This is a genomic window from Mesorhizobium sp. WSM3866 (assembly GCF_002294795.1).
Taxonomy (GTDB): Bacteria; Pseudomonadota; Alphaproteobacteria; order Rhizobiales; family Rhizobiaceae; genus Mesorhizobium.
Genome location: NZ_NSGC01000004.1, coordinates 102,853 through 126,819, shown reverse-complemented (window position 1 = coordinate 126,819; position 23,967 = coordinate 102,853). Strand labels below are relative to the sequence as shown.

Genomic DNA, 23,967 nt, shown 5'->3' with positions numbered 1-23,967 from the left:
TTTTTCCAGATGGAGGCGGATAAGCCGGGCCATCCAAGATTTTACCGGGAGACCCACCTCATGGCCGCCGAGAAGAACGCCTTCGTCTGGAACGATCCCTTCCTGATCGAGGACCAGCTCTCCGAAGACGAGCGGATGGTGCGCGACGGCGCAGCGGCGTTCGCCGCCGACAAGCTGGCGCCCCGCATCGAGGAAGCTTATGCCGATGAGAAAACCGATCCCTCGATCTTCCGCGAGATGGGCGAGGCGGGCCTGCTCGGCATTACCATTCCGGAGGAATATGGCGGGCTCGGCGCCAACTACGTCACCTACGGGCTGGTGGCGCGCGAAGTCGAACGCATCGATTCCGGCTATCGCTCGATGATGAGCGTGCAGTCGTCGCTGGTCATGTATCCGATCCATGCCTACGGCTCGGAAGAGCAGCGCAAGAAGTACCTGCCGAAGCTCGCCTCCGGCGAATGGATCGGCTGCTTCGGCCTCACCGAGCCGGATGCCGGCTCCGATCCGGGCGGCATGAAGACACGGGCCGAGAAGACGGCGAACGGCTACAGGCTTTCCGGTTCCAAGATGTGGATTTCCAACGCGCCGATCGCCGACGTCTTCGTCGTCTGGGCAAAGTCGGCCGCGCATGACAACCAGATCCGCGGCTTCGTGCTGGAAAAGGGCCTGAAGGGGCTGTCGGCGCCGAAGATCGGCGGCAAGCTTTCGCTGCGAGCCTCAATCACCGGCGAGGTTGTGATGGAAGGCGTCGAGGTCGGCGAGGAGGCGCTGCTGCCCAATGTCTCGGGCCTGAAGGGACCCTTCGGCTGTCTCAACCGCGCGCGCTACGGCATCTCGTGGGGCGCCATGGGCGCGGCCGAGGATTGCTGGCACCGCGCGCGGCAGTACGGCCTCGACCGCAAGCAGTTCGGCAAGCCGCTCGCCGGCACGCAGCTCTTCCAGAAGAAGCTCGCCGACATGCAGACCGAGATCGCGCTCGGCCTGCAGGGTTCGCTGCGCGTCGGCCGGCTGATGGACGAAGGCAAGATGGCGCCGGAGATGATTTCGATCGTCAAGCGCAACAATTGCGGCAAGGCGCTCGACATCGCCCGCCAGGCTCGCGACATGCATGGCGGCAACGGCATCCAGATCGGCTATCACGTGATGCGTCATGCCCAGAACCTGGAGACGGTCAACACCTATGAGGGCACGCATGACGTGCATGCGCTGATACTGGGTAGGGCGCAGACGGGGCTTCAGGCGTTTTTCTAAGCCGGCAACGCTGCTTAAATTAGGTGCAGCGCAACATCTCTGCTTGGAGAATGCCCAGCACTTATGTCAGGGTTCGGCGACTGAAACGCCGTTCCCCGGGGCACCATGGCAATTCTGGCAGCCGTCCACCACCTGACCCATTACAAATACGACCGGCCGGTCGTTCTCGGCCCTCAGGTGATCAGGCTGCAGCCGGCGCCGCATTCACGCACCAAGGTGCTCAGCCATTCGCTGAAGGTCGATCCGAAGAACCATTTCGTCAACCTGCAGCAGGACCCGTACGGCAACTTCCTCGCCCGCTTCGTCTTCCCGGAGCCGGTGACGGAATTGAAGATCCAGGTCGATCTCGTCGCCGATATGACGGTCTATAATCCATTCGATTTTTTCGTCGAGGAATCGGCCGAGAATTTCCCGTTCGAGTACCCGGAAGAGATCAGGCAAGACCTCGCCATATACCGCACGCCCGAGCCGGCCGGCCCGTTGCTGTCGGCCTTCCTGAAAACCATCGACCGCAGTCCGACAAACACGGTCAACTTCCTGGTCGGCCTCAACGCGCGGCTGCAGCGCGAAATCGCCTATATCGTGCGCATGGAGACCGGCGTCTATTCGCCGGAGGAGACGCTGGCCGCCGGCAAAGGCTCGTGCCGAGATTCGAGCTGGCTGCTGGTGCAGATCCTGCGCAACCTCGGCATCGCAGCGCGTTTTGTCTCCGGTTACCTGATCCAGTTGAAGCCGGACCTCGTCTCGTTGGACGGACCGCCTGGAACTTCGGTCGATTTCACCGACCTGCACGCCTGGTGCGAAGTCTATATTCCGGGCGCCGGCTGGATCGGCTTCGACCCGACTTCCGGTTTGCTCACCGGCGAAAGCCATGTGCCGCTGGCGGCGACGCCGCACTTCCGCAATGCCGCGCCGATCTCCGGCATGGCGAGCTTCGCCAATGTCGATTTCGGCTTCGACATGCGCGTCGATCGCATCGCCGAGCATCCGCGCATCACCAAGCCGTTCTCGGATGAAAGCTGGCAGGCGCTCGACGCCTTGGGCAACAAGGTCGACGCGGTTTTGCGGGAACAGGATGTGCGGCTCACCATGGGCGGCGAGCCGACCTTCGTGTCGATCGATGATTTCGAGGCTGCCGAATGGAATACGGCGGCCGTCGGGCCGACCAAGCGCGACAAGGCGGATCAGCTGATCCGCCGGCTGCGCGAGCGCTTCGCGCCGGGCGGTTTCCTCCACTACGGGCAAGGCAAGTGGTATCCGGGTGAGAGCCTGCCGCGCTGGACCTTCTCGCTCTTTTGGCGCACCGATGGCGAGCCGGTCTGGCGCGACCCGTCGCTGATCGCGCGCGAAACGAGCACCGTCTCTGTCGGGCCTGAGCAGGCCGCAAGCTTGCTCACGGCGATCGCCGCCGAGCTCGGCATCGACAAGGCGATGGTCGGCGAGGCCTATGAGGATCCGGCCGAATGGCTGCTCAAGGAAGGCAAGCTGCCGGATAATGTCGACCCGTCCAACTCGAAGCTGGAGGATCCGGAAGAGCGCAGCCGCATGGCACGTGTGTTCGAGCGCGGCCTGACCAAGCCGTCAGGCTATGTGCTGCCGGTGCAGCGCTGGAACAGCCAGGCCGCCGGGCAGCGCTGGCGTTCGGAAAAGTGGAAGACGCGGCGCGGCCGGCTGTTCCTGGTGCCGGGCGATTCCCCGGTCGGTTATCGGCTGCCGCTCGGCGCGCTGCCTTACGTGCCGCCGGCGCAGTACCCCTATATCGTGCCGGTCGATCCGTCGCTGCCGCGCGCTACGCTGCCGGCGCGCGACGCTCTCTTGCCGGAACCTGCCCCAGCAGAACTTGAGGGCCCCGACGAAATGGCGCGCCGCCAGCTGGCAGCGTCCTTCACCGCGACAACGGGCCAGCAGGACCGCGTCGAGCAGGAGATCACCGAGATCGGCGGTGCGGTGCGCACGGCGCTCACCGCCGAGCCGCGTGACGGGCGGCTCTGCGTGTTCATGCCGCCGGTCGAGGCGCTTGAGGACTATCTTGAGCTGGTGGCGGCGGCCGAGAACGCGGCCAAGGCGATCGGCCTGCCGGTGCATATCGAGGGTTATGGGCCGCCGCACGACCCGCGCCTCAACGTCATCCGCGTGGCGCCCGATCCCGGCGTCATCGAGGTAAACATCCACCCGGCCGCCGACTGGCGGGAATGCGTCGCGACGACCGCGGCGATCTATGAGGAAGCCAGGCAGTCGCGGCTCGGCACCGACAAGTTCATGATCGACGGCCGTCACACCGGCACGGGCGGCGGAAATCATGTCGTTGTCGGCGGTGCGACGCCCAACGATAGTCCGTTCCTGCGCCGGCCGGACCTGTTGAAGAGCCTGGTGCTGCAATGGCAGCGGCACCCATCGCTCTCCTATCTGTTTTCCGGCCTGTTCATCGGCCCCACCAGCCAGGCGCCTCGCATCGACGAGGCACGGCATGATTACCTCTATGAACTCGAGATCGCGCTGGCCCAGGTGCCGCATCCCGACAAGGGCGAGGCGCCGTTGCCGTGGCTGGTCGACCGGCTGTTCCGCAATCTCTTGACCGACGTGACCGGCAACACGCACCGTTCGGAAATCTGCATCGACAAATTGTTCTCGCCGGACGGTCCGACAGGACGGCTCGGTTTGGTCGAGTTCCGCGGCTTCGAAATGCCACCCAATGCCCGGATGTCGCTCGCCCAGCAATTGCTGGTCCGCGCTATCATCGCGCGGGCTTGGAAGAAGCCGCTGGACGGCCGCTTCGCGCGCTGGGGCACGTCGCTGCATGACCGTTTCATGCTGCCGCATTATGTCTGGGCGGATTTCCTCGACGTGCTGGAAGATCTGAAGCTCAACGGCTTCGACTTCCGCCCGGAATGGTTCGCAGCCCAACTCGAATTTCGCTTCCCGTTCTGCGGCGAGGTGCAGCATGGCGGCGTCAAGCTGGAGCTCAGGCAGGCGCTCGAGCCCTGGCATGTGATGGGCGAGCAGGGCGCGATCGGCGGCACGGTCCGCTTCGTCGATTCGTCCATCGAGCGGCTGCAGGTGAGGACGCAAGGCCTCAATCCGGAGCGTCACGCGGTCGTCTGCAACGGCCGCATCGTGCCGATGAGGCCGACCGACAGCAGAGAGGTCGCGGTGGCAGGCGTGCGCTTCAAGGCCTGGCAGCCGGCCTCCGGCCTGCATCCGGCCCTTCCGGTCAACACGCCGTTGGTGTTCGACATCTACGACCGCTGGTCGGGCCGCTCGTTGGGAGGCTGCGTCTATCATGTCGCGCATCCGGGCGGCCGCAACTACGACACCTTCCCGGTCAACGGCAACGAGGCGGAGGCGCGGCGGCTGGCCCGCTTCGAGCCGCGCGGCCATACGCCGGGTGCCTATGTGCTGCGTGAAGAACAAGGTTCTGAAGAGTTTCCCATGACCCTTGACCTCAGGCGACTGGCGAGATTCTGATCGACCATGGCCAAGGGGAATCAGAAACGGGCGGGCGGCAGGCCGCGGGCGCAGAGCCTGTTGGAGCATTACCGGCCGATCGAAGGCGTCGTCGACGAGATGGTCGACGCGTCGGGCCATCCGCGCCCGGCCTGGCGGTCCTTCATCGGAGCGATGGACGATCTGGGGGCTGAGGCGCTCGGACAGCGCTTTGCCCGCGCCGACCAATATCTGCGCGATGCCGGCGTCTACTACCGCGTCTACGACAAAGCTGGCGCCAACGAGCGCGAATGGCCGCTGGCGCATGTCCCGCTGCTTATCGACGAGAAGGAATGGGCCGAGATCAGCGCCGGCCTCGTCCAGCGCGCCGACCTGTTCGAGACGATGCTGGCCGACATTTACGGGCCGAACCGGCTGATCGAGAAGGGAATCCTGCCGGCGGGGCTGATCGCGGCGAGCCCGGAATATCTGCGCCCGGTGGTCGGCGTACGTCCGGCCAGCGGCCATTTCCTGCACATGGTCGCCTTCGAGCTCGGCCGCGGCCCCGACGGCCGCTGGTGGGTTCTGGGCGACCGCACGCAAGCGCCGTCGGGCGCCGGCTTTGCGCTGGAGAACCGCGTTGCCACCACGCGCGCCTTGTCTGACATCTATGGCGAGCTGCATGTGCATCGCCTGGCCGGCTTCTTCCGCCGCTTCCGTGATGCGCTGAACGGCATGGCGAAGGATTCCGGCGGCCGCGTCGCTATCCTGACGCCCGGACCGCTCAACGAGACCTATTACGAGCACGCCTATATCGCGCGTTATCTCGGCATTATGCTGCTCGAAGGCGAGGACCTGACGGTGTCCGGCGGCCGGCTGATGGTGCGCACGGTTTCGGGCTTGATGCCGATCGGCGTTTTGTGGCGGCGGCTCGATGCCGCTTTCGCCGATCCGCTGGAGCTCAAACCGGACTCGCAGATCGGCACGCCGGGGCTGGTCGAGGCGATCCGGCGCGGCACCGTCTCGGCCGTCAACGGGCTCGGTTCCGGCTTGGCGGAAACGCGGGCGCTGCTTTCTTTCCTGCCGCGGATCGCGCGGGAATTGCATGGCGAGGAACTCAAGCTGCCGAACATTGCGACCTGGTGGTGCGGACAGCAGGCCGAACGCGACCATGTGCTGGCCAATATCGACCGCATGGTGGTCGGCCCGGCGCTGTCGACACGGCTTGCCTTCGAGGACGATGGCGCGACCAGGCTCGGTTCGGCGCTTTCGGCCGGCGGGCGGGCAGAGCTTATCGCGCGGATCGAAGCCGACGGGGTTGGCTTCGTCGGCCAGGAGGCGGTCACGCTCTCGACTACGCCGGTCTTTGCCGGCGGCCGCTTGGAGCCGCGGCCCGCCAGCCTGCGCGTCTACCTAGCGCGAACACACGAAGGCTGGACGGTGATGCCCGGCGGCTTTGCACGCGTCGGCTTCTCGCTCGACCCGACCGCGATGGCCATGCAGCGCGGCGGTCAGGCGGCGGATGTCTGGGTGGTCAGCGACAGGCCTGTCGAGCGGGAGACGCTGCTGCCGCAGGAGACCGACGGCTTCACCCGCACCATGCCCGGCAGCCTGCCGAGCCGCGCCGCGGAAAACCTGACCTGGCTCGGCCGCTATATCGAGCGCTCGGAAGACACGGTGCGGGTGCTGCGCGCTTATCACGTCAGGCTGGCGGAGACATCCGATCCCGAGATGCCGCTGCTCGCCGACATCAGAGACTATCTCGAACCGTTCGGCATCGAGGTCGAAACCGCGATCCCGCTTGGATTGATCGGCACATTGGACAGCGCCGTCTACAGCGCCGGCCAGATCCGCGACCGCTTCTCGCCGGATGGCTGGCTGGCGCTGAAGGATCTGTCGAAAACCATCCACAAATTCGCGGAGACGGTCGCTCCGGGCGACGACGCGACGCGGGCGATGACCGTGATGCTGCGAAAGCTTGCGGGCTTCTCGGGGCTGCTGCACGAGAACATGTACCGCTTCACCGGTTGGCGCTTCCTGGAGATCGGCCGCCGACTGGAACGTGGCATCCAGATCGCGCGCACGCTAGCCAGGCTGACAAAGGCAGACGCGCCCGACGGCGCACTCGACATGATGCTGGAGATCGGCGACAGCGTCATGACCCACCGCCGGCAATATCCGGTTCAGTCAGGCCGGCGCACGGTTATAGACCTCTTGGCGCTCGATCCGCTCAACCCGCGCTCGATCCTGTTCCAGCTCGAGCGGCTCAAGGCCGAGATCGGCATGCTGCCTTCCGTCGGGGGCGAGGGACATATGTCGCCCGCGGCGAAAGAAATCCTGCAGCTCAACACGGCGCTCGCCGTGATGGAGCCTCAGGACATGACCGCGAAGGTGCTGGACGATCTCGCCATTCAGATCGGCGATCTCTACAACAGTCTCGCCAGGGCCTATTTCGGATAAATGCTCTACGACATCAGGCTCCATCTTCATTACGGCTATGCGGCCGCAGCCGGCGGCGGCAGGCACCAGGTGCGCGTGCTGCCACAGACGATCGCCGGCGTGCAGCGGGTTATCGCCGCCTCGCTGTCGTTCCAGCCGAATCCGGCCGAGCGCGCGGATTTTTCCGATTTCTTCGGCAACAACGTCACTGCGATCGCCGTTCGCGACGCGCATGAGGAGCTCCACGTCAGGATGAGCGCCCGTGTGTCGGTATCGCGGCCGGAAGCCGGCCTCGACGTCTCGCCCGACATTCACGGCTTGAGGGCGGAACTCGACGCGGTGCGTTCGCTGTCCCCCGACGCGCCGCATCACTTCCTCGCCGCCAGCGACCACGCCAGCATCGATCCGGTAATCACGGACTATGCGCGGGAAAGCCTCGCCGGTTCGGCGATCGCCACGGCGGTCGATCTCTGCAATCGGATCCACCGCGATTTCACCTATGACGGCAAGGCAACTACCGTGCAGACGCGCGCCAGCGATGCCTTTGCGCTTCAGCGTGGAGTTTGCCAGGATTTCTCGCACATCATGATCGCCGGGCTGCGCGGGCTTGGCATCCCCGCCGGCTATGTCAGCGGCTTCCTGCGCACGATCCCGCCCAAGGGTAAGCCGAGGCTCGAAGGCGCCGACGCCATGCATGCCTGGGTCAAGGCCTGGTGCGGGCGCGATGCCGGCTGGCAGGAATTCGATCCGACCAACGGCATGCGGGCGAGCAACGACCATATCACGGTGGGATACGGCCGCGACTATTCCGACGTGGCGCCGATTGTCGGCGTCCTGAAAACCACCGGCGAGCAGATCGGCGAGCAGGCGGTCGATGTCATCCCGGTCGCTGCCTGAAGGCGCACGATCGGTGATGCGGCTGCTTCTCAAATCGCGATCCCGCCGCTATCTTGCCGCCGGACCGTGGACCGGCCTGCCGGGCACTTGCGCGGAGTTCAATTGTTGACATCGGTCAGCATCGTCATTCCAGCACACAACGCGTCGGCAACCGTTGCAGACACGTTGGCAACCTTGCGCTCGGAAGCCGAGATCATCGGCGAAGTGATACTGGTCGACGATTCCTCGACGGACAACACGGCGGCCGTGGCCGCGGACGCAGCCTCGCGGCTGGCGCTGCCGTTCCGGATCATCCGGTCCAATTGTCGAGACGCGGGCGGCTCCCGCAATCTTGCGCTGGCCGAGGCGCGCTTCCCCTGGATTTACATGATCGACGCCGACGATCTGCATATCGAGGGTGGGTTGCGGACGCTGCTGTCCAAGACCAGGACCAAGCCAGGCGCCGACATGGTGGTCGGCGCCTACCGCCGGCGGACCGATGGCCGGGACCGACAGTTCAAAACGCCGGCCGGCTACATGACTGCCGGGCTCGCCAATGCCTCCGCCTATGTGGAAGGCAGGATACGGTCGATTGCCGTCGGCAGCGCGCTGGTGTCGCGGCATACGGTCGGCGACACGCGCTTCCCGACCGGTCTTGCCTACGACGAAGACACATTGTTCTGGGCGCGGGTTATGAGCAAGGCATCGCTCGCGGTCGTGAGGCAACCGATCATGGTCTACTTCGTATCGTCGGACCGTTCGGATGACCGCTTCGCGATAAAGCCTGCGCGACGCTTCCTCGAATGGCGCCTGGCGTTGCGCGAACTCGCCGACTGCGGCATTGCGAAATCGTCGTTGAAAGCGAGGGAAGGGCTTGTGGCGCTCAAGATCGCCCGCGTACACTACGCTCGCGGCGATCTCGAAACGGCGGCAAAATTCCTGGCGGTTGCCGAAGCGGCGCCCAAGGTTTCCACCGACATCTGGCGCTGCATGCGCTACCGGCTCAAAATCGCGGCGCGGCGCCGGTTCCCGGCGCATCGCGTCCAACTGCAAAGTGCCTGATGGCCGACGGGCCGGAACTTGCAGTCGTGGTGATAGGTTTTCGGGCTCCGACCGATCTGGTCGCGGCGGTCAGGTCGGTGCTCGGCCAGAACATCCCGCTCGAGGTGGTGGTCGTGAATTCCGGCGGCGGGAATGCCCAGGCGCTTCTGGCCAATGCCGGACTCGACGTGCCAGTCATCGAGTGCGAAGAAAGGCTCTTTGCCGGGGCCGCGAGAAATCGCGGGATAGCGGCGACGAAAGCTCCTTTCATCGCCTTTCTCGCGGATGATTGCCTGGCATGCCCGCGATGGGCAGAGGTCCGGCTGCGCCATCACCGGGAAGGCGTCGCGGCCGTGGCAAGCGCCATCGCCAACAGTCATCCGCGCAATCTGGTCGCGTGCGCGGCCCATCTCGTTACCTATATGCGGCGCCTGCCAGGTCTTCCCGCTCATAAGGCACTTCGCTACGGCGTTTCTTTCGACCGAAAATTGTTCGATCGGTATGGCCTGTTCGACGAACAAATGGCGACGGGAGAAGACACGGAATTCCTGGAAAGGCTGCCGAAGGCGGTCGTGCCGCTATGGGAGCCGGCGGTGCTTACCGTCCATCGCAACGAGACACGGCTGATCCGAGTGATTGTCGACCAGTATCTGCGCGGATACCGATATGGGACCTACCTCAAATCCGTTGGACACCGAAAGCCATTGCGGATTTTCAAAGGGGTGTTTCGGGACCGGCGCAATGTCGGCAAGTTCGCAAAAGAAGGCCTGGCCGAAGAGGATAGATGTTTCGCGATGTTATCGCTGCCGATCGTATGGGCGGCATTGTTCGCAAAATCGCTGGGGGCAGCCGTCGGCGTAACGCATGGCGATAGGACAGGCACGCGGCCATGATCACCATTGAGATGAAGCAGCCGCGCCGGCGGCGCGGTCGATGGCTTTGGTCGCGGCAAAGGATCGTCGCCATTTTCAGCTATCGCTACGATGCGCATCTGGTGCCAGACCTCCTCGCCAATCTCGACGCAATCGTCGATGGCTGGATCGCCTATGACGATCGCTCGGCGGATGCGGTCTTCAGCAATGAACCGCAGAGGCGGCGCGCGCTTATTGCCGCGGCCTATGAGGCGGGTGCCGATTGGCTTCTGGCAATCGATCCGGACGAAAGGCTGGAAGATGCCGTGGCAAGCCGGATAGGCCAACTGACCAGCGGGTCCAGGCGCAATGCCTGGGGATTTCGCCTAAGGGAGATGTATACGCCGGCAAGCTATCGCATCGACGGCGTCTGGGGCCAAAAGATGCAGCACAGGCTTTTCCCCGCCTATCACCCGGATCTGAGCCGGTCGCAAGGGCTGCATGAGGCCTGGTTCCCCGAAGATCTGCGCTTCGAGCTTCGGGACAGCGGCCTTAACCTTTATCATTTGAAGATGATCGAGCCGAAACGGCGCGTGGCACGTCGCGACCTCTACAATCATCTCGATCCGGAGCAACGTTTGCAGCAGATCGGCTACGACTATCTGACGGACGAGTCGGGAGCGGTTCTGGAAGCGATACCGGCCGGGCGAGACTACTTTCCCACCCATGTCGACGACGGCAGGCTTTGGATGGCTGAGGTGTCCGCCGACCGGCGGAGCTGAAGGACGCCCTCTGGGGACGGCGGGAACCAGCCGCTGTCGCGCGGCTTATCTACGGACCAGTTCCGTGGAGTTACCATGCTGCAACGAGCACAATCGTCCTTCGGCCGCCTGGCGGGTGGTCTGGAAATACAAGGGAACGGCGCGCAGAGTTCCGCCGAGCGCGCCGCGCTCAGCTATGTCAGCGATGCCGATCCGGGCATCCGGCGCCTGAGAAAAGGCAAGGGATTTTCCTATGTCGGCCCGAACGGGAGTGCGGTCACCGCGGCCACCCTTGACCGTATCAAGGCGATCGTCATTCCGCCCGCGTGGACGGATGTATGGATCTCGCCCGACCCGAACGGCCATATCCAGGCGACCGGCCGGGATCAGCGCGGACGCAAGCAGTACCGCTATCATCCGCAGTGGACCGAGGAACGGGACGGCGTCAAATACTCCAGCCTCGTTGCTTTCGCGCAAAGCCTGCCCTCCTTGAGGCGCCAGGTCGATGCCGACCTGCGCCGTCATGGACTTCCGCTGGAGCGCGTTGTCGCCTCTGTCGTCTGGCTGCTCGACAACACCATGATCCGTGTCGGCAATGCCGCCTATGCCCGCGACAACAAGAGTTTCGGCCTGACCACGCTGCGCGACCGCCATGTCGAAATCACCGGTTCCAGCCTGCGCTTCTCCTTCACGGGCAAGTCCGGCAAGGAATGGAAGCTGAAGCTCGTCGACCAACGCATCGCCAAAATCGTGCGCGGCGCGCAGGACCTGCCTGGCCAGAAGCTGTTTCAGTATCTTGATGACGAGGGAACACGCCGGCCGCTGCGGTCGGAGGACGTCAATCGCTATATTCGCGAGGCATCTGGCCCGGAGTTCAGCTCCAAGCATTTTCGCACCTGGGGCGGCACCATCCATGCGGCATCCCTGTTCGCGCAGGCGGAGTTGCCCGAGAGCATGACCCAGAAAAACCGCGTGATGAACAGTATCGTCGACAAGGTCGCCGAACGACTCGGCAATACGCGAGCCGTCTGCCGCCGGTGCTATATCCATCCGCTCGTCTTCGAGGCGTGGGCCGAAGGGAAGCTGCTCGGCGAAATGGCCGAAGCCAACAAACGAAAGCGCCTTATACCGGGCCTCGACGAGGAGGAGACGCTGGTGCTGAGATGGCTGCAGGCGCGCGAAGCCTGACCACCAGGAGGATAGCGTAAACCCTCGATAGCCCTACAACTTTTTTGTCGACCTTGTGTCGGGAAGGGTCCTACTGTTGCGTCCTTTGATACGGAAAGGACGCGCCATGCTTTATGCCATCCTCTGCTATGCCTCCGAAGACGTCGTCTGCTCCTGGAGCAAGGAACAGGACGAGGAGGTCATGGCAAAGCTCCTCAACGTACAGGACAAATACGCCAGGGCAGGCCGGCTGGGGCCGGTGGCGCGCCTGCTGCCGACCACAGCCGCGACGACGCTTCGCAAGGTCAAGGGCGAATCGGTGGTGCTCGACGGCCCGTTCGCCGAGACCAAGGAGCAGTTCCTCGGCTTCTACACGCTCGAATGCAATCACCTGGACGAAGCCGTCGAGTTCGCTCGCGAACTCTCCGAGGTCAATCCGAGCGGTGGTTCCTACGAGATCAGGCCGATCTCGGTCTTCAATCCGACAAAGGTTCCCGCATGACCGAGCTTGCCTGGATCAGCAACGCGATCAGCACCGCCCGTCCGCAGGCGATGGGCGCGCTGCTGCGCTATTTCCGCGACCTCGACGCCGCGGAAGAAGCTTTCCAGGATGCATGCCTGAGGGCGCTGAAGAACTGGCCGAAAAACGGGCCGCCGCGCGATCCGGCGGCCTGGCTGATCTTCGTCGGCCGCAACAGCGGCATCGACGCGGTGCGCAAGCGCGCCAAGCAGGCGCCGATGCCGGAAGAGGACCAGATCTCCGATCTCGAGGATGCCGAAGGCGATATGGCCGAGCGGCTGGACGGCGCGCATTATCGCGACGATATCCTGCGGCTCCTGTTCATCTGCTGCCATCCGGACCTGCCGGCGACGCAGCAGATCGCGGTCGCGCTGCGCATCGTCTCCGGCCTGACCGTCAAGCAGATCGCGCGCGCCTTTCTCGTCGGCGAGAGCGCCATGGAGCAGCGCATCACCCGGGCCAAGGCGCGCATCGCCGATGCCGGCGTGCCGTTCGAGACGCCAGGCGCGGTCGAGCGTTCCGAGCGCTTGGCGGCGGTCGCGGCCATGATCTATCTGATCTTCAACGAGGGCTATTCGACCAATGGCGGCGAGGCGCCGGCCCGCGCGCCGCTTTGCGAGGAGGCGATCCGGCTCGCCCGGCTGCTGCTCAGGCTGTTTCAGCAGGAACCGGAGATCATGGGGCTGACGGCGCTGCTGCTTCTCCAGCATGCACGCGCGCCGGCGCGCTTCGACGCGCATGGCGAGATCGTGCTGCTCGAGGATCAGGACCGGTCGCTCTGGAGCCGCAAGATGATCGACGAGGGCCTGGCGCTGGTCGACAAGGCGCTGCGTCATCGCAAGCCTGGCCCATACCAGGTGCAAGCGGCGATCGCGGCATTGCATGCGCGGGCGGCAACACCCGAGGATACGGACTGGACCGAGATCGACCTGCTCTACGGCTTGCTCGAGCAGATGCAGCCGTCGCCGGTAGTGACGCTGAACCGCGCGGTTGCGGTGAGCAAGGTGCGCGGCCCCGAAGCGGCGCTGGCGATGATCGAGCCGCTAGAGGATCGGCTGGCAGGCTATTTCCACTTCTTCGGCCTGAAGGGCGGCCTGCTGATGCAGCTCGGCCGTGGCGAGGAGGCGCGCGTGGCCTTCGACCGCGCGATCGCTTTAGCCAACACCGCCGCCGAAGCCGCTCATATCCGCATGCATATCGACCGGCTGATCAAGGAAAGCACCGAGAAGTCGCAGGCCAAGAAGGCGCGCTGATCCCATTTTCACTGCTGGCCCAATTTTGCGCGCCGGGGGTTGGACCATCCCGGGGTGGCGGTTTTTCCCTGAAACGAGTAATGCCACGCCATGAAAGCGCCGTCGTGCCTCAGGGCGGCGACAAGACGTGGCGCAAGGCTTCGACGCTCGCCATATCCAAGGCGAGATCTGAAAAGGAACAAACATGACGATTGCGAAGGAAACGGCCTCACTTCTGGAGAAACTTGGCGTCGCCAAGGATACGCTTTCCGGCGGCGACCTCATCGTGCGCAGCCCGGTGACGGGCGAGCAGATCGCGGCACTGAAGTCGATCTCGGCGGTCGATGCCGGCAAAGGCTATCGATGTCGCGCACAAGGCCTTCCAGGCCTGGCGGCTGGTGCCGGGGCCGAAGCGGGGCGAACTGGTGCGCCTGCTCGGCGAGGAGTTGCGTGCTCACAAGGCGGAGCTCGGCCGGCTGGTGTCGATCGAGGTCGGCAAGATCCCGTCCGAGGGTCTTGGCGAAGTACAGGAGATGATCGACATCTGCGATTTCGCGGTCGGTCTTTCCCGCCAGCTCTACGGCCTGACCATCGCCACCGAGCGCCCTGGACACCGCATGATGGAAACCTGGCATCCGCTCGGCGTCGTCGGCGTGATCTCGGCCTTCAACTTCCCCGTCGCGGTGTGGTCGTGGAACGCGGCACTTGCACTCGTGTGCGGTGACGCGGTGGTGTGGAAGCCGTCGGAAAAGACGCCGCTGACGGCGCTTGCCTGCGGGGCGATCTTCGAGCGCGCCGCCAGGCGTTTCGGCGCCGATGCGCCGGAAGGACTACTCCAGGTGCTGATCGGCGACCGCGCCGTCGGCGAGGTGCTGGTCGACCATCCGAAGGTGCCGCTGGTCTCGGCCACGGGCTCGACCCGCATGGGCCGCGAGGTCGGTCCGCGGCTGGCCAAGCGTTTTGCACGCGCGGTGCTCGAGCTCGGCGGCAACAATGCCGGCATCGTATGCCCGAGCGCCGATCTCGACATGGCGCTGCGCGCCATTGCGTTCGGCGCCATGGGCACCGCCGGCCAGCGCTGCACGACGCTCAGGCGGTTGTTCGTGCACGAGAGCGTCTATGACGCGCTGCTGCCGCGCCTGAAGAAGGCCTATCAGAGCGTTTCGGTCGGCAATCCGCTGGAGACCTCGGCGCTGGTCGGTCCGCTGATCGACAAGGCCGCCTTCGACAATATGCAGAAGGCGTTGAACGAAGCGGAAGCGCATGGCGGCAAGGTGACCGGGGGCAAGCGGTTCGAGAACGGCCATCCCGAGGCCTACTATGTGCATCCGGCGCTCGTCGAAATGCCGAAGCAGGTTTCGCCGGTGACGGAAGAGACCTTCGCGCCGATCCTCTATGTGATGAAATATGCCGATTTCGACGAGGCGCTCGACCTGCACAATGCGGTCGGCGCAGGCCTGTCATCCTCGATCTTTACCCGTGACCTGCAGGAATCGGAGCGCTTTCTCGGCGTCGACGGTTCGGACTGCGGCATCGCCAATGTCAATATCGGCACGTCGGGCGCCGAGATCGGCGGCGCATTCGGCGGCGAGAAGGAAACCGGCGGCGGCCGGGAGAGCGGCTCGGACGCCTGGAAGGCCTATATGCGGCGCGCCACCAACACGGTGAACTTCTCCAAGGCCCTGCCCTTGGCGCAAGGCGTGTCGTTCGACATCGACTGAGGACATAGAGCGGTTCACCGTTCCACGGAAACGGCAAGCCTCCCTAGCTCTTTGATTTGACAATTCCGGACGGAAGACCGTTTCACACTTTCCTGGAATTGCTCTGAGCGCCGCGTCATGGTCGAAGCGGCTCAACGGCGCGTCTCTTTGCGCGCCGTCACGGCAAGCTCGGAGCAGGCGCCGCGGCGCTCAGCCTTCGCTCGCGCCGGAAAAACTCGCCTCGAAGGCTGCGTCGACGATGGCGAGCTTGGCTGCCTGGACGGCCATGTATTCGTCGAAGAACTGCCGCGACACCCACATGACGGAATGTCCGCGCTGGCCGACCCAGCCGATGCTGCCGAGCGCCTCGGCGTCGCGGAGCTTGCGCGCCAGATGCGTGCGCGACAGCTTCAGCCAATGCGCAAATTCGCTGATCGAGATGACGCCGGTCGGAATCTTCTCGAGGCTGGCGTCCTCCGGATCGATACCCGACATCAGCCAGTCCATGACGATGCCGCCGTTGTTGAGCCAGATGAACAACGAGAAGGTTTGCTGGGGTTCCCGCACCGGAATGGATGCGAGCAATCCGTCGCAGATCAATGGCTGCAGCTTGGCCAGCATATCGGGGTGTCCGAGGAAAGTCGTCAGCCGGGCTCCGCCATCGATGCGGTCGAGCGTTCGCAAATGGGCATGGATCCAGCCGGTAAAGGTCTCGATGGTGGCCGCGGTCACCCGCAACGGATGAGCCCGGCCATCGCCACGCGACGAAATATATTCGGCGACGTTGTAACGGAGCATTTCCTTGACGAACGCTTCGGCGGTGTTGCGGCTGGCGACTGAATTGCGGCGCACGACCTCGATGAAACGCGCTACGGTCATTTCGGTGCGACGGTCATCGGGGTCGCGCCTGAAATGCAGCGCAAGTCCGACATGGCCGAGCAGCCAGCGCTGCTGAGTGGCAAAAACGGCGGCAAGGCGCGGGCTGGTTTCGTAGATATGGATGAGCGCGCGCGACTGCTCCTTGACACCGCGCAGAGCTGCCGGATGACTGGCGATTTCTTCGGCGCTCAGGGGCATTTCCTCGGGCACTCCATTCAATTCGAAGCAACGACCAAAGAAGATTCCCCGCCTTCCACGGTCGTGTCCAGTTACCCATTGGAACAACAGCTGATGTTTCGACGCGTTCTTGCTAACCCTTTGCATCGATTCGAAAAACCCGGATAATAATTCGCTCGACGGTCTAGCGTTCAATGGGCGGCCTCTTCGCCGAATCGGCGAAGGAGCATCGACGCTTGGGCTTCGTGAGTGGACAGGTCGGCAACGTCCAAAACCGGTCTTTGCAACCTGCTGGCGGCGACCTATCCTGGAGGCTTGAAATCCGTTGCCTCTAGGCCGCGCCGAGTGAAGCCATGCCGAGAACGATCCGGACGCTGACCGCCAGCGAGGTCGAAACGCTCGTCGAGTGGGCGGCGAGGGAGGGATGGAATCCGGGCATCGACGATGCCGCCGCGCTCAGGGCTGCCGATCCTGAAGGGTTCATCGGCGCCTTCGTCACCGGCGAGATGGTGGCCGGCATCTCGGCCGTCGCCTATGGCGCGGAGTTCGGTTTCATCGGCCTCTATATCTGCCGGCCCGATCGGCGCGGTGAAGGCCATGGCAAGGCGGTCTGGGATGCCGGCATGGCTCGGCTCGGCGACCGCATTGTCGGCCTCGACGGCGTAGCCGAGCAGCGCGCCAACTACCAACACAAAGGCTTCGTGCCGGCTTATGAGACCGTCCGCTTCACCGGTCGTCCGGCCCGACTAACGGGGGGTCGGGAAATCCGGTCCGTTGCCGCCGCCGAGACAGCCGAGATCCTGGCCTATGACCGCCAGTGCTTCCCGGCGCCTCGGGAGGCCTTCCTGCGGGCATGGCTGCGGCCGCCCCGGATCGCGATGATGTCCACTGGCTCGACCGGCCTTGCCGGCTACGGCGTGGCGCGCCGATGCCGCGAAGGTTTCAAGATCGGTCCGCTGTTCGCGGACGACATGGAGACAGCCCTGGCTTTGATGGCGGAACTGACGGGAAGGACGGCAGGCGAGGCGCTGCATATCGACGTGCCGGCCACCCAGATCGGCTTCACCGCCGTGCTTCAGGCTGTCGGCATGGTCCCCGGATTCACGACGACCCGCATGTATCGGGGCGGCAAACCAGGCAATGTGCCGTCGAAGGTTTTCGGCATCACGACGCTGGAGCTGGGGTGATCGCGAAGCGAATGGCTTCGGTGCTGTGATCATTGTTTGTCCGGCGTGGCGCATGCGAGATGTCTCTCCGACGTGGTTCGGATGCCGGACTGTGTCTCGCCGCAACGCTCATCGCACAGCGGAGGTTATCGAATGGCTGCAAGAACCGTCCTGATCGCGGGCGGCGCCGGGGGAATGGGTCTTGCGACGGGACTGCGCCTTGCGGCTGACGGTGAGCGGATCGTGCTCGCCGACCTTCCCGGCGCGAAACTCGACGAGGCCGTGTCAAGGATTGCCGCGACCGGTGCGAACGCGATCGGTCTGCCGCTCGATATCCGTTCCGTCGCCGCCTGCCGGGAGGTTGTGGACAAGGCCCGCGAGTGGGGAGGCGGCCTGGACATTCTCGTCAACGCCGCCGGCGTCTGGCTCGAGGGAGCGGCAAGCGAGGTCCGCGAAGAGCAATGGGACCTGGTGCTGGATGTCAATCTCAAAGGCGCCTTCTTCCTGATCTCGGCCGCCATTCCGCACCTGTCGGCGGCGCAGGGCGTTATCATCAATATCGCCTCCGACGCGGGCATCGTCGGCAACAGCGGCGCGGCGGTCTATTGCGCCTCCAAAGGCGGGCTGGTGATGCTGACCAAGGCTCTCGCCCTGGAGCTTGCGCCGCACGGCATCAGGGTCAACGCCGTCTGTCCTGGCGACACGGCGACGCCGATGATCGAGTATCAGGCAAGGACCTATGGCGGAGATGACCCGGACGGCTACAAGCGCCGGCTCCTTGGGCACTACCCGCAAGGGGAAAGAGCACGGTTCATCGGCGTGGAAGAGATCGCCTCCTTCATCCATTATCTTTGCCAGCCCGGCGCGGCGCCGATCACCGGGGCCGCGCTTTCGATCGATTTCGGCATCAGCGCCGGATACTGACTCGCGGCATTGGCGTCATCGCCTTGGAGGGCTCATGACCACGTTTCGCAAATCCCGCACGGCGCTGGTGACCGGCGCGGGCGCCGCCGACGGCATCGGCGTCGCGGTGGCGCGCGCACTCGGCGACGCCGGGCTTGCGGTCGCGATCACCGCCTCGTCGCATCGCGTCGAGCAGCGCGCTGAAGAGCTGCGGGCGGAGGGGCTCGACGTTCGTGCGGTGGTGGCCGATCTGACGCGTGCAGCGGATGTCGAGCGGCTCTGCTCGGAGGTCGGCGAGATCGATATCCTCGTCAACAATGCCGGGATGGGAACGGTCGCTCAGCCGGCGCTGCAGCGGCGATTTCTCGATCTCAGCGAGCGCGACTGGGACCGCAGCATCGATGTCAGCCTGAAGACCACATTCCTTGCCACACGCGCATTTCTGGCCGGCATGGTAGAGCGCGGTCATGGACGCGTGGTGAACATGGCCTCGGTCACCGGCCCTTACGTCTCCAACGAAGGCGAGGCCGCTTATTCCGCCGCCAAGGCAGGCATGGTCGGGCTGACGCATGCGCTTGCGCTGGAGGTCGGCCGCAGCGGCGTCACCGTCAACGCCGTGGCGCCGGGCTGGATCGCGACGGGCGCCTCGACGCCGGAAGAGCTCGTCGCGGCGCAAAACACGCCGCTTGGACGCGCCGGCACTCCGGAGGAGGTCGCTGCGGCTGTGCTGTTCCTGGCGTCCGACGGCGCCAGCTATGTCAACGGGGCCGTCCTCGTCGTGGATGGCGGCAACATCCTTCAGGAGCGCAAGGGCTGACCGCGAAGGTCAACCGTCGGCCGCCGCCATCGGCCGTTACTTGTTCGTGTCGGCAATCGCGTCCGGCACCACCACCAGCTTGCCGACGAAGTCCTTGGCCATGAAGTCGGTCTGGGCGCGGTGGAAGTCCGACAGCTTGTAGACGCCGCCGACCAGCGGGCGGATTTTCTTCTCCTCGATGTAGCGCACGATGCGGCGGAAATCGGCCCTGGTGCCCTGGCTCGATCCGTGCAGCTGAAGCTGCTTCAGATACATGGTGCGCAGGTCCAGCTGCACCACCGGCCCAGCGATGGCGCCTGCGGTGGTGTAGCGTCCCTCGGGCCGCAGGATGCGCAGCAGATCATTGAAGATGGCGCCGCCGACAAGATCGGCGACCACGTCGATGGGTTGGCCAGCGGTCGCTTCGTTGACGGCGGCAGGCAGGTCGGCCACGCCGCGCGTGATCACTTTCTCGGCGCCGATGTCGAGCACCGCTTGCTCCTTGCCCTTGCCGACCACGGCATAGGGAATGGCGCCCCGCGCCCGCGCCAGCTGCACGATGCCGGAGCCGACACCGCCGGAGGCGCCGGTGACCAGCACCCGTTCGCCGGCCTTCAAGCCTGCACGTTCCAGCATCTGCTCGCCGGTGAGATAGGCGCAGCAGAAGGTGGCGAGCTCGACATCGCTCAAATCGGTATTGACGACATGCGCGTTCTCGGCCGGCAGCGCCTGGTATTCGGCATAGCCGCCGTCACGGCCGTGGCCCATATAGTCGATGTCGGCAAGCGAATCGTCGTCACGGTTGTAAATGGAGAAGTCGACCATGACGCGTTCGCCGATGCGCTCGGCGGGTACGCCGTCACCGACGGCGACGATGGTGCCGACCGTATCGGTGCCCTGGATGCGAGGAAAGGTCAGCGTGTTGCCTTGCCGGCGCCAGGTCGATACCGCGGCCGCATCTTCTTCCGTGCCATAGGCGCCCTGGCGCACCCACACGTCGGTGTTGTTCATGCCGCAGGCGCTGACCTTGACCAGCACCTCGCCGGCAGCCGGCGACGGCACCTTCACATCGGTGCGGTAGACGAGTTTTTCCAGGCCGCCGTGGCCGGTGAGCTGCACGGCGGCCATCGTGGCCGGGACGGTTCTGGTCATGGCATTCATGTCAATCTGTTCCTTTGCCTTCGCGCAATTCCCCACGGAAAACCGTTTCACACCTTTCTTGGATTGCCTCAGAGGCTGGCAAACACGCTGTTCACGGCGTCGGCGGTCTTGGCGACGATGGTGTCGGCCTCCTCGCGCGTCAGGCAAAGCGGCGGCGCGAAGCCGAGGATGTCGCCCTGCGGCATGGCGCGGGCGATGACGCCGCTTGCCGCGAGCGCCGTGGCGATCTGCGGGCCCACTTTGAGCGCCGGATCGAAGAAGACGCGATCGTCGCGATCCCTGACGAACTCGACCGCAGCCAGCATGCCGTCGCCGCGGACCTCGCCGACGTTTCTGTGGTCGCCGACGGCCTTGGTTAGCTCGGCGCGGAAATAAGCGCCGGTCTCGCCGGCATTCCTCACCAGATCCATCTCGTCGATCAGTTCGAGATTGGCGACGCCCGCGGCGACGCAGATGGGATGCGCCGAATAGGTCCAGCCGTGGCCCAGCGAGCCCAGCTTGTCGGAACCCCTGACCAGCACCTGCCAGACCTTGTCGGAGACGATGACGCCGGAAAGCGGCGCATAGGCAGACGTCAGGCCCTTCGCGATGGTGATCAGGTCCGGCTTGATGCCGTAATGGTCGGAGCCGAACATGGTGCCGAGACGGCCGAAGCCGGTCACCACCTCGTCGGCGACAAGCAGCACGTCGTATTTGTTCAGCACTGCCTGGATCTTTTCCCAATAGCCGGCGGGCGGCGGCACGATGCCGCCGGTGCCGAGGATCGGCTCGCCGATAAAGGCCGCGACGGTGTCCGGGCCCTCGGCAAGGATCATCTCCTCGAGCTTGTCGGCGCAATATTGCGAAAACTGCTCCTCGCTCATCGAGCGGTCGGCGCGGCGGAAATAATAGGGGGCCTCGGTGTGCATGATCGGCGCGCGCGGCAGGTCGAAGGCGTTGTGGAACAGCTCGAGCCCGGTCAGCGATCCTGTCATGACGCCGGAGCCGTGGTAGCCGCGCCAGCGCGAGATGATCTTCTTCTTCTCCGGCCGACCGAGAACGTTGTTGTAATACCAGATCAGCTTGATGTTGGTCTCGTTGGCGTCGGAGCCGGAGAGGCCGAAATAGACCCTCGACATGCCCTTCGGCGCGCGGTCGATGATCATCTTGGCGAGCGTAATCGAGGCCTCGGTGCCGTGCCCGACATAGGCGTGATAATAAGCGAGGTTCTTGGCCTGCTCGGCAATGGCATCGGCGATCTTGTGGCGGCCATAGCCGACATTGACGCAATAGAGGCCGGCAAAGGCATCGATGCTCTTCTTGCCGGTGTTGTCCCAGACGGTGACGCCTTCGCCGCCGGCCATGATGCGTGCCGGGGACTCGCCCCGCGCATGCGTGCCCATATGCGTCGAGGGATGGAAGAAGTGGTCGCGATCCCAGGCCGAAAGTTCGTTGGACTGTTCGAGCATCTTTTTTCTCCTTGCAGGGAATTCTTCCGGCGTGCGCTAGGCGACGTCCAGACAAAGGTATTTCAGATCGGTGAAGGCTTCGAGGCCATGGCGCGAGCCTTCGCGGCCGATGCCGGACTGCTTGACTCCGCCGAACGGGATCGGCGCGCCGGTGATCTTCACCCGGTTGATCGCGACCATACCGTATTCAAGCGCGCGACCCATGCGCGCCTGGCGCGCGCCGTTCTCGGTCACGACATAGGCGACAAGGCCATATTCGGTAGCATTGGCGCGGGCGACGACTTCCGCTTCCTCGTCGAACGGGGTGACGGCGGCGACCGGGCCGAAGGTTTCCTCATGCATGATCAGCGCCTCGTCCGGCACATCGACGAGCAGCGTTGGCTGATAGAACAGCGGCCCGGCCGCATGGCGCTTGCCGCCGATGAGGCAGCGCGCGCCGCGAGCCAGCGCGTCTGCGACCTGCTCCTCCACCTTCTTGACGGCGCGCTCATGCATCAGCGGGCCGATATCGGCGTCGGGTGAAAGCCCGTTGCCGGTGCGCAGACGCTCGATGCGACGGGCGAGGGCGGCGCAGAAGCGGTCATAGATCTGGCGCTGCACATAGATGCGGTTGGCGGCAAGACAATCCTGGCCGGAGGTGGCGAATTTGGCGTCGAGGGCGATCGTCACCGCCTTTTCGATATCGGCATCATCGAAGACGATCAGCGGCGCATGGCCGCCGAGCTCCATGACCAGTCGCTTCATCGTCGGCGCGCTCTGCGCGGCAATCAGCCGGCCGACGTCGGTCGAACCGGTGAAGCTCATGGCGCGCACCCGGGCGTCAGCGCACATCGCGCCGACGATGGTGCGCGCATCCCCGGTGACAACGTTGAAGACGCCGGCGGGCAGGCCGGCACGCTCGCCGAGCTCGGCCAGCGCCAGCGCCGAAAGCGGCGTTTCCGAGGACGGATGCGCCACCACGGTGCAGCCGGCGGCAAGCGCCGCAGCGGCCTTGCGGGTGAGCATGGCCGACGGAAAGTTCCATGGGGTGACGACGCCGACGACGCCGAGCGGCTCGCGGCGAACGGTCATCTGAGCATTCGGCAAATGGCTGGTGACGCTTTCGGCATTGAGGCGCTTTGCTTCCTCGGCATACCACTCGAGGAAGGAGGCGGCGTAGTCGATCTCGCCCAGCGATTCCTTTAGCGGCTTGCCCTGTTCAAGCGTCATCAGCAGCGCCAGGTCGTCCTTGGCGGCGACGATCAGCTCGAACCATTTTCGCAAGATTCCGGAGCGCTCCTGCGGCAGCGCGGAGCGCCAGGCCGGCAGGGCACGCGCTGCCGCGTCGACAGCCTCCGCCGTTTGGCTTGCGCCGAGGGCGGCAACGAAGGCGACTGTAGCGCCGGTGGCCGGATCGGTGACTGCGAAGCTCGCAGCCGAGTCGCCGGCGGTCCAATGGCCCCCGATATAGCCGAGATCGCGCAGCAGCCGGCGATCGGCGAGACGATCCAGTGCTTCGTGGCGGTGTGGGCGTGCAAAATGCGCGGACATCGTTTGTCTCCCGGTGCCAAGGCGATGCGGAGAGATTAGCCGCGCGACCGAGACAGAGAGGCTTTTTCGTCAGCCGCCAGGAGAGAGATTGTCTCTCATCCCCCGCCGGGCCAGACGATCTCTCCGGCTTCAGCCTGGCAACAGGTCGGCGACAGGCACCACGGACTCCTCCTTCACCGTCTTGGTGACGATGTAGGTGAAGTAGCGGTCGATGCCAATCTCGCGTTCCAGCAGGGCGTCGACCAGCCGCTGATAGGCGTCGATGTCCCGCGCCATCACTTTCACCACATAGTCGACGCCGCCGCCGACCGACCAGCAGGCGACGATCTCGGGCACGTCGCGGATGACCCGCTCGAAACGGTCGAAATCGGCTTGCCGGTGGCTGGCCAATGTCACCTCCATCAGCACGGTCGCCACCGGCGCGATCGCGCGCATGGCGATTGCGGCGTGGTAGCCGGCGACGATGCCGGCCTTTTCCAGCTTGCGCAGCCGCATCCAGCAAGGCGTCGGCGACAGGCCGACCTTCTCGGCCAGCGCCAGCTTGGTGATGCGCCCGTCGCGCTGGATGGCGTCGAGGATCTTGAGGTCGATCGGATCGAGTTTCGCTGCCGCCATGCCGGCCCCGCTTTTTGTTCCGGACACCATG

18 protein-coding genes and 1 pseudogene are annotated in these 23,967 nt (G+C 64.8%); 14 read left to right on the top strand and 5 right to left on the bottom strand.

Annotated features, from left to right (window positions below):
- Window positions 1-60: 60 nt before the first annotated feature.
- The 11 genes and pseudogenes from CK222_RS11145 to CK222_RS11095 all read left to right on the top strand — a co-directional run bounded on the left by CK222_RS11145 (window position 61) and on the right by CK222_RS11095 (window position 15,282).
- Window positions 61-1,251: an acyl-CoA dehydrogenase gene (locus CK222_RS11145; RefSeq protein WP_067002729.1), complete on the top strand. Its 1,191-nt coding sequence runs from the start codon at window positions 61-63 to the stop codon at window positions 1,249-1,251.
- A gap of 105 nt (window positions 1,252-1,356) precedes the next feature.
- Window positions 1,357-4,716: a transglutaminase family protein gene (locus CK222_RS11140; protein WP_095800422.1), complete on the top strand. Its 3,360-nt coding sequence runs from the start codon at window positions 1,357-1,359 to the stop codon at window positions 4,714-4,716.
- Window positions 4,717-4,722: 6 nt separating this feature from the next.
- A complete protein-coding gene (locus tag CK222_RS11135; protein WP_095800421.1) occupies window positions 4,723-7,134 on the top strand; it encodes a circularly permuted type 2 ATP-grasp protein in 2,412 nt (803 codons plus the stop codon).
- Entirely contained in the window at window positions 7,135-8,010 is an 876-nt protein-coding gene (locus tag CK222_RS11130; protein WP_067326134.1) for a transglutaminase family protein, read from the top strand.
- A 105-nt stretch (window positions 8,011-8,115) separates the two neighbouring features.
- Entirely contained in the window at window positions 8,116-9,051 is a 936-nt protein-coding gene (locus CK222_RS11125) for a glycosyltransferase family 2 protein (RefSeq protein ID WP_095800634.1), read from the top strand.
- Window positions 9,051-9,923: a glycosyltransferase gene (locus CK222_RS11120; protein ID WP_095800420.1), complete on the top strand. Its 873-nt coding sequence runs from the start codon at window positions 9,051-9,053 to the stop codon at window positions 9,921-9,923. The genes CK222_RS11125 and CK222_RS11120 overlap by 1 nt, the downstream gene beginning before the upstream one ends.
- The gene (locus CK222_RS11115) at window positions 9,920-10,663 is read left to right on the top strand and encodes a hypothetical protein (protein WP_095800419.1); all 744 of its coding nucleotides are present in this window, start codon (window positions 9,920-9,922) and stop codon (window positions 10,661-10,663) included. Before CK222_RS11120 ends, CK222_RS11115 begins: the two co-directional genes overlap by 4 nt.
- 75 nt (window positions 10,664-10,738) lie before the next feature.
- The gene (locus tag CK222_RS11110) at window positions 10,739-11,830 is read left to right on the top strand and encodes a DNA topoisomerase IB (RefSeq protein ID WP_067326145.1); all 1,092 of its coding nucleotides are present in this window, start codon (window positions 10,739-10,741) and stop codon (window positions 11,828-11,830) included.
- Between the two features lie 106 nt (window positions 11,831-11,936).
- A complete protein-coding gene (locus tag CK222_RS11105) occupies window positions 11,937-12,311 on the top strand; it encodes a YciI family protein (protein ID WP_067002334.1) in 375 nt (124 codons plus the stop codon).
- The gene (locus tag CK222_RS11100; RefSeq protein WP_095800418.1) at window positions 12,308-13,582 is read left to right on the top strand and encodes an RNA polymerase sigma factor; all 1,275 of its coding nucleotides are present in this window, start codon (window positions 12,308-12,310) and stop codon (window positions 13,580-13,582) included. Before CK222_RS11105 ends, CK222_RS11100 begins: the two co-directional genes overlap by 4 nt.
- Window positions 13,583-13,766: 184 nt before the next feature.
- A pseudogene (locus CK222_RS11095) lies at window positions 13,767-15,282 on the top strand (aldehyde dehydrogenase family protein).
- Between the two features lie 189 nt (window positions 15,283-15,471).
- On the opposite strand, the gene CK222_RS11090 reads toward CK222_RS11095, so the two are convergent.
- On the bottom strand, window positions 15,472-16,338 hold the full coding sequence (locus CK222_RS11090) for a hypothetical protein (protein WP_095800417.1): 867 nt from the start codon (window positions 16,336-16,338) through the stop codon (window positions 15,472-15,474).
- Window positions 16,339-16,670: 332 nt separating this feature from the next.
- Between CK222_RS11090 and CK222_RS11085 the strand changes: the two genes are divergently transcribed.
- The 3 genes from CK222_RS11085 (at window position 16,671) to CK222_RS11075 (ending at window position 19,203) form a co-directional block, all read left to right on the top strand.
- Window positions 16,671-17,504: a GNAT family N-acetyltransferase gene (locus tag CK222_RS11085; RefSeq protein WP_095800416.1), complete on the top strand. Its 834-nt coding sequence runs from the start codon at window positions 16,671-16,673 to the stop codon at window positions 17,502-17,504.
- A 132-nt stretch (window positions 17,505-17,636) separates the two neighbouring features.
- Window positions 17,637-18,407 carry an SDR family oxidoreductase gene (locus CK222_RS11080; protein ID WP_095800415.1) on the top strand — a complete coding sequence of 257 codons (771 nt, stop codon included), beginning with the start codon at window positions 17,637-17,639 and terminating at the stop codon, window positions 18,405-18,407.
- A 34-nt stretch (window positions 18,408-18,441) separates the two neighbouring features.
- Window positions 18,442-19,203: an SDR family NAD(P)-dependent oxidoreductase gene (locus CK222_RS11075; protein ID WP_095800414.1), complete on the top strand. Its 762-nt coding sequence runs from the start codon at window positions 18,442-18,444 to the stop codon at window positions 19,201-19,203.
- A 36-nt stretch (window positions 19,204-19,239) separates the two neighbouring features.
- On the opposite strand, the gene CK222_RS11070 is transcribed toward CK222_RS11075, so the two are convergent.
- The 4 genes from CK222_RS11070 to CK222_RS11055 all read right to left on the bottom strand — a co-directional run bounded on the left by CK222_RS11070 (window position 19,240) and on the right by CK222_RS11055 (window position 23,936).
- A complete protein-coding gene (locus CK222_RS11070) occupies window positions 19,240-20,343 on the bottom strand; it encodes an alcohol dehydrogenase family protein (RefSeq protein WP_095800413.1) in 1,104 nt (367 codons plus the stop codon).
- A 68-nt stretch (window positions 20,344-20,411) separates the two neighbouring features.
- Window positions 20,412-21,791, bottom strand: coding sequence for an aspartate aminotransferase family protein (locus tag CK222_RS11065; RefSeq protein ID WP_095800412.1), 1,380 nt, complete (start codon window positions 21,789-21,791; stop codon window positions 20,412-20,414).
- 36 nt (window positions 21,792-21,827) lie between these two features.
- Window positions 21,828-23,321: an NAD-dependent succinate-semialdehyde dehydrogenase gene (locus CK222_RS11060; RefSeq protein ID WP_095800411.1), complete on the bottom strand. Its 1,494-nt coding sequence runs from the start codon at window positions 23,319-23,321 to the stop codon at window positions 21,828-21,830.
- Between the two features lie 129 nt (window positions 23,322-23,450).
- A complete protein-coding gene (locus CK222_RS11055; protein WP_095800633.1) occupies window positions 23,451-23,936 on the bottom strand; it encodes an Lrp/AsnC family transcriptional regulator in 486 nt (161 codons plus the stop codon).
- Window positions 23,937-23,967: the final 31 nt, after the last annotated feature.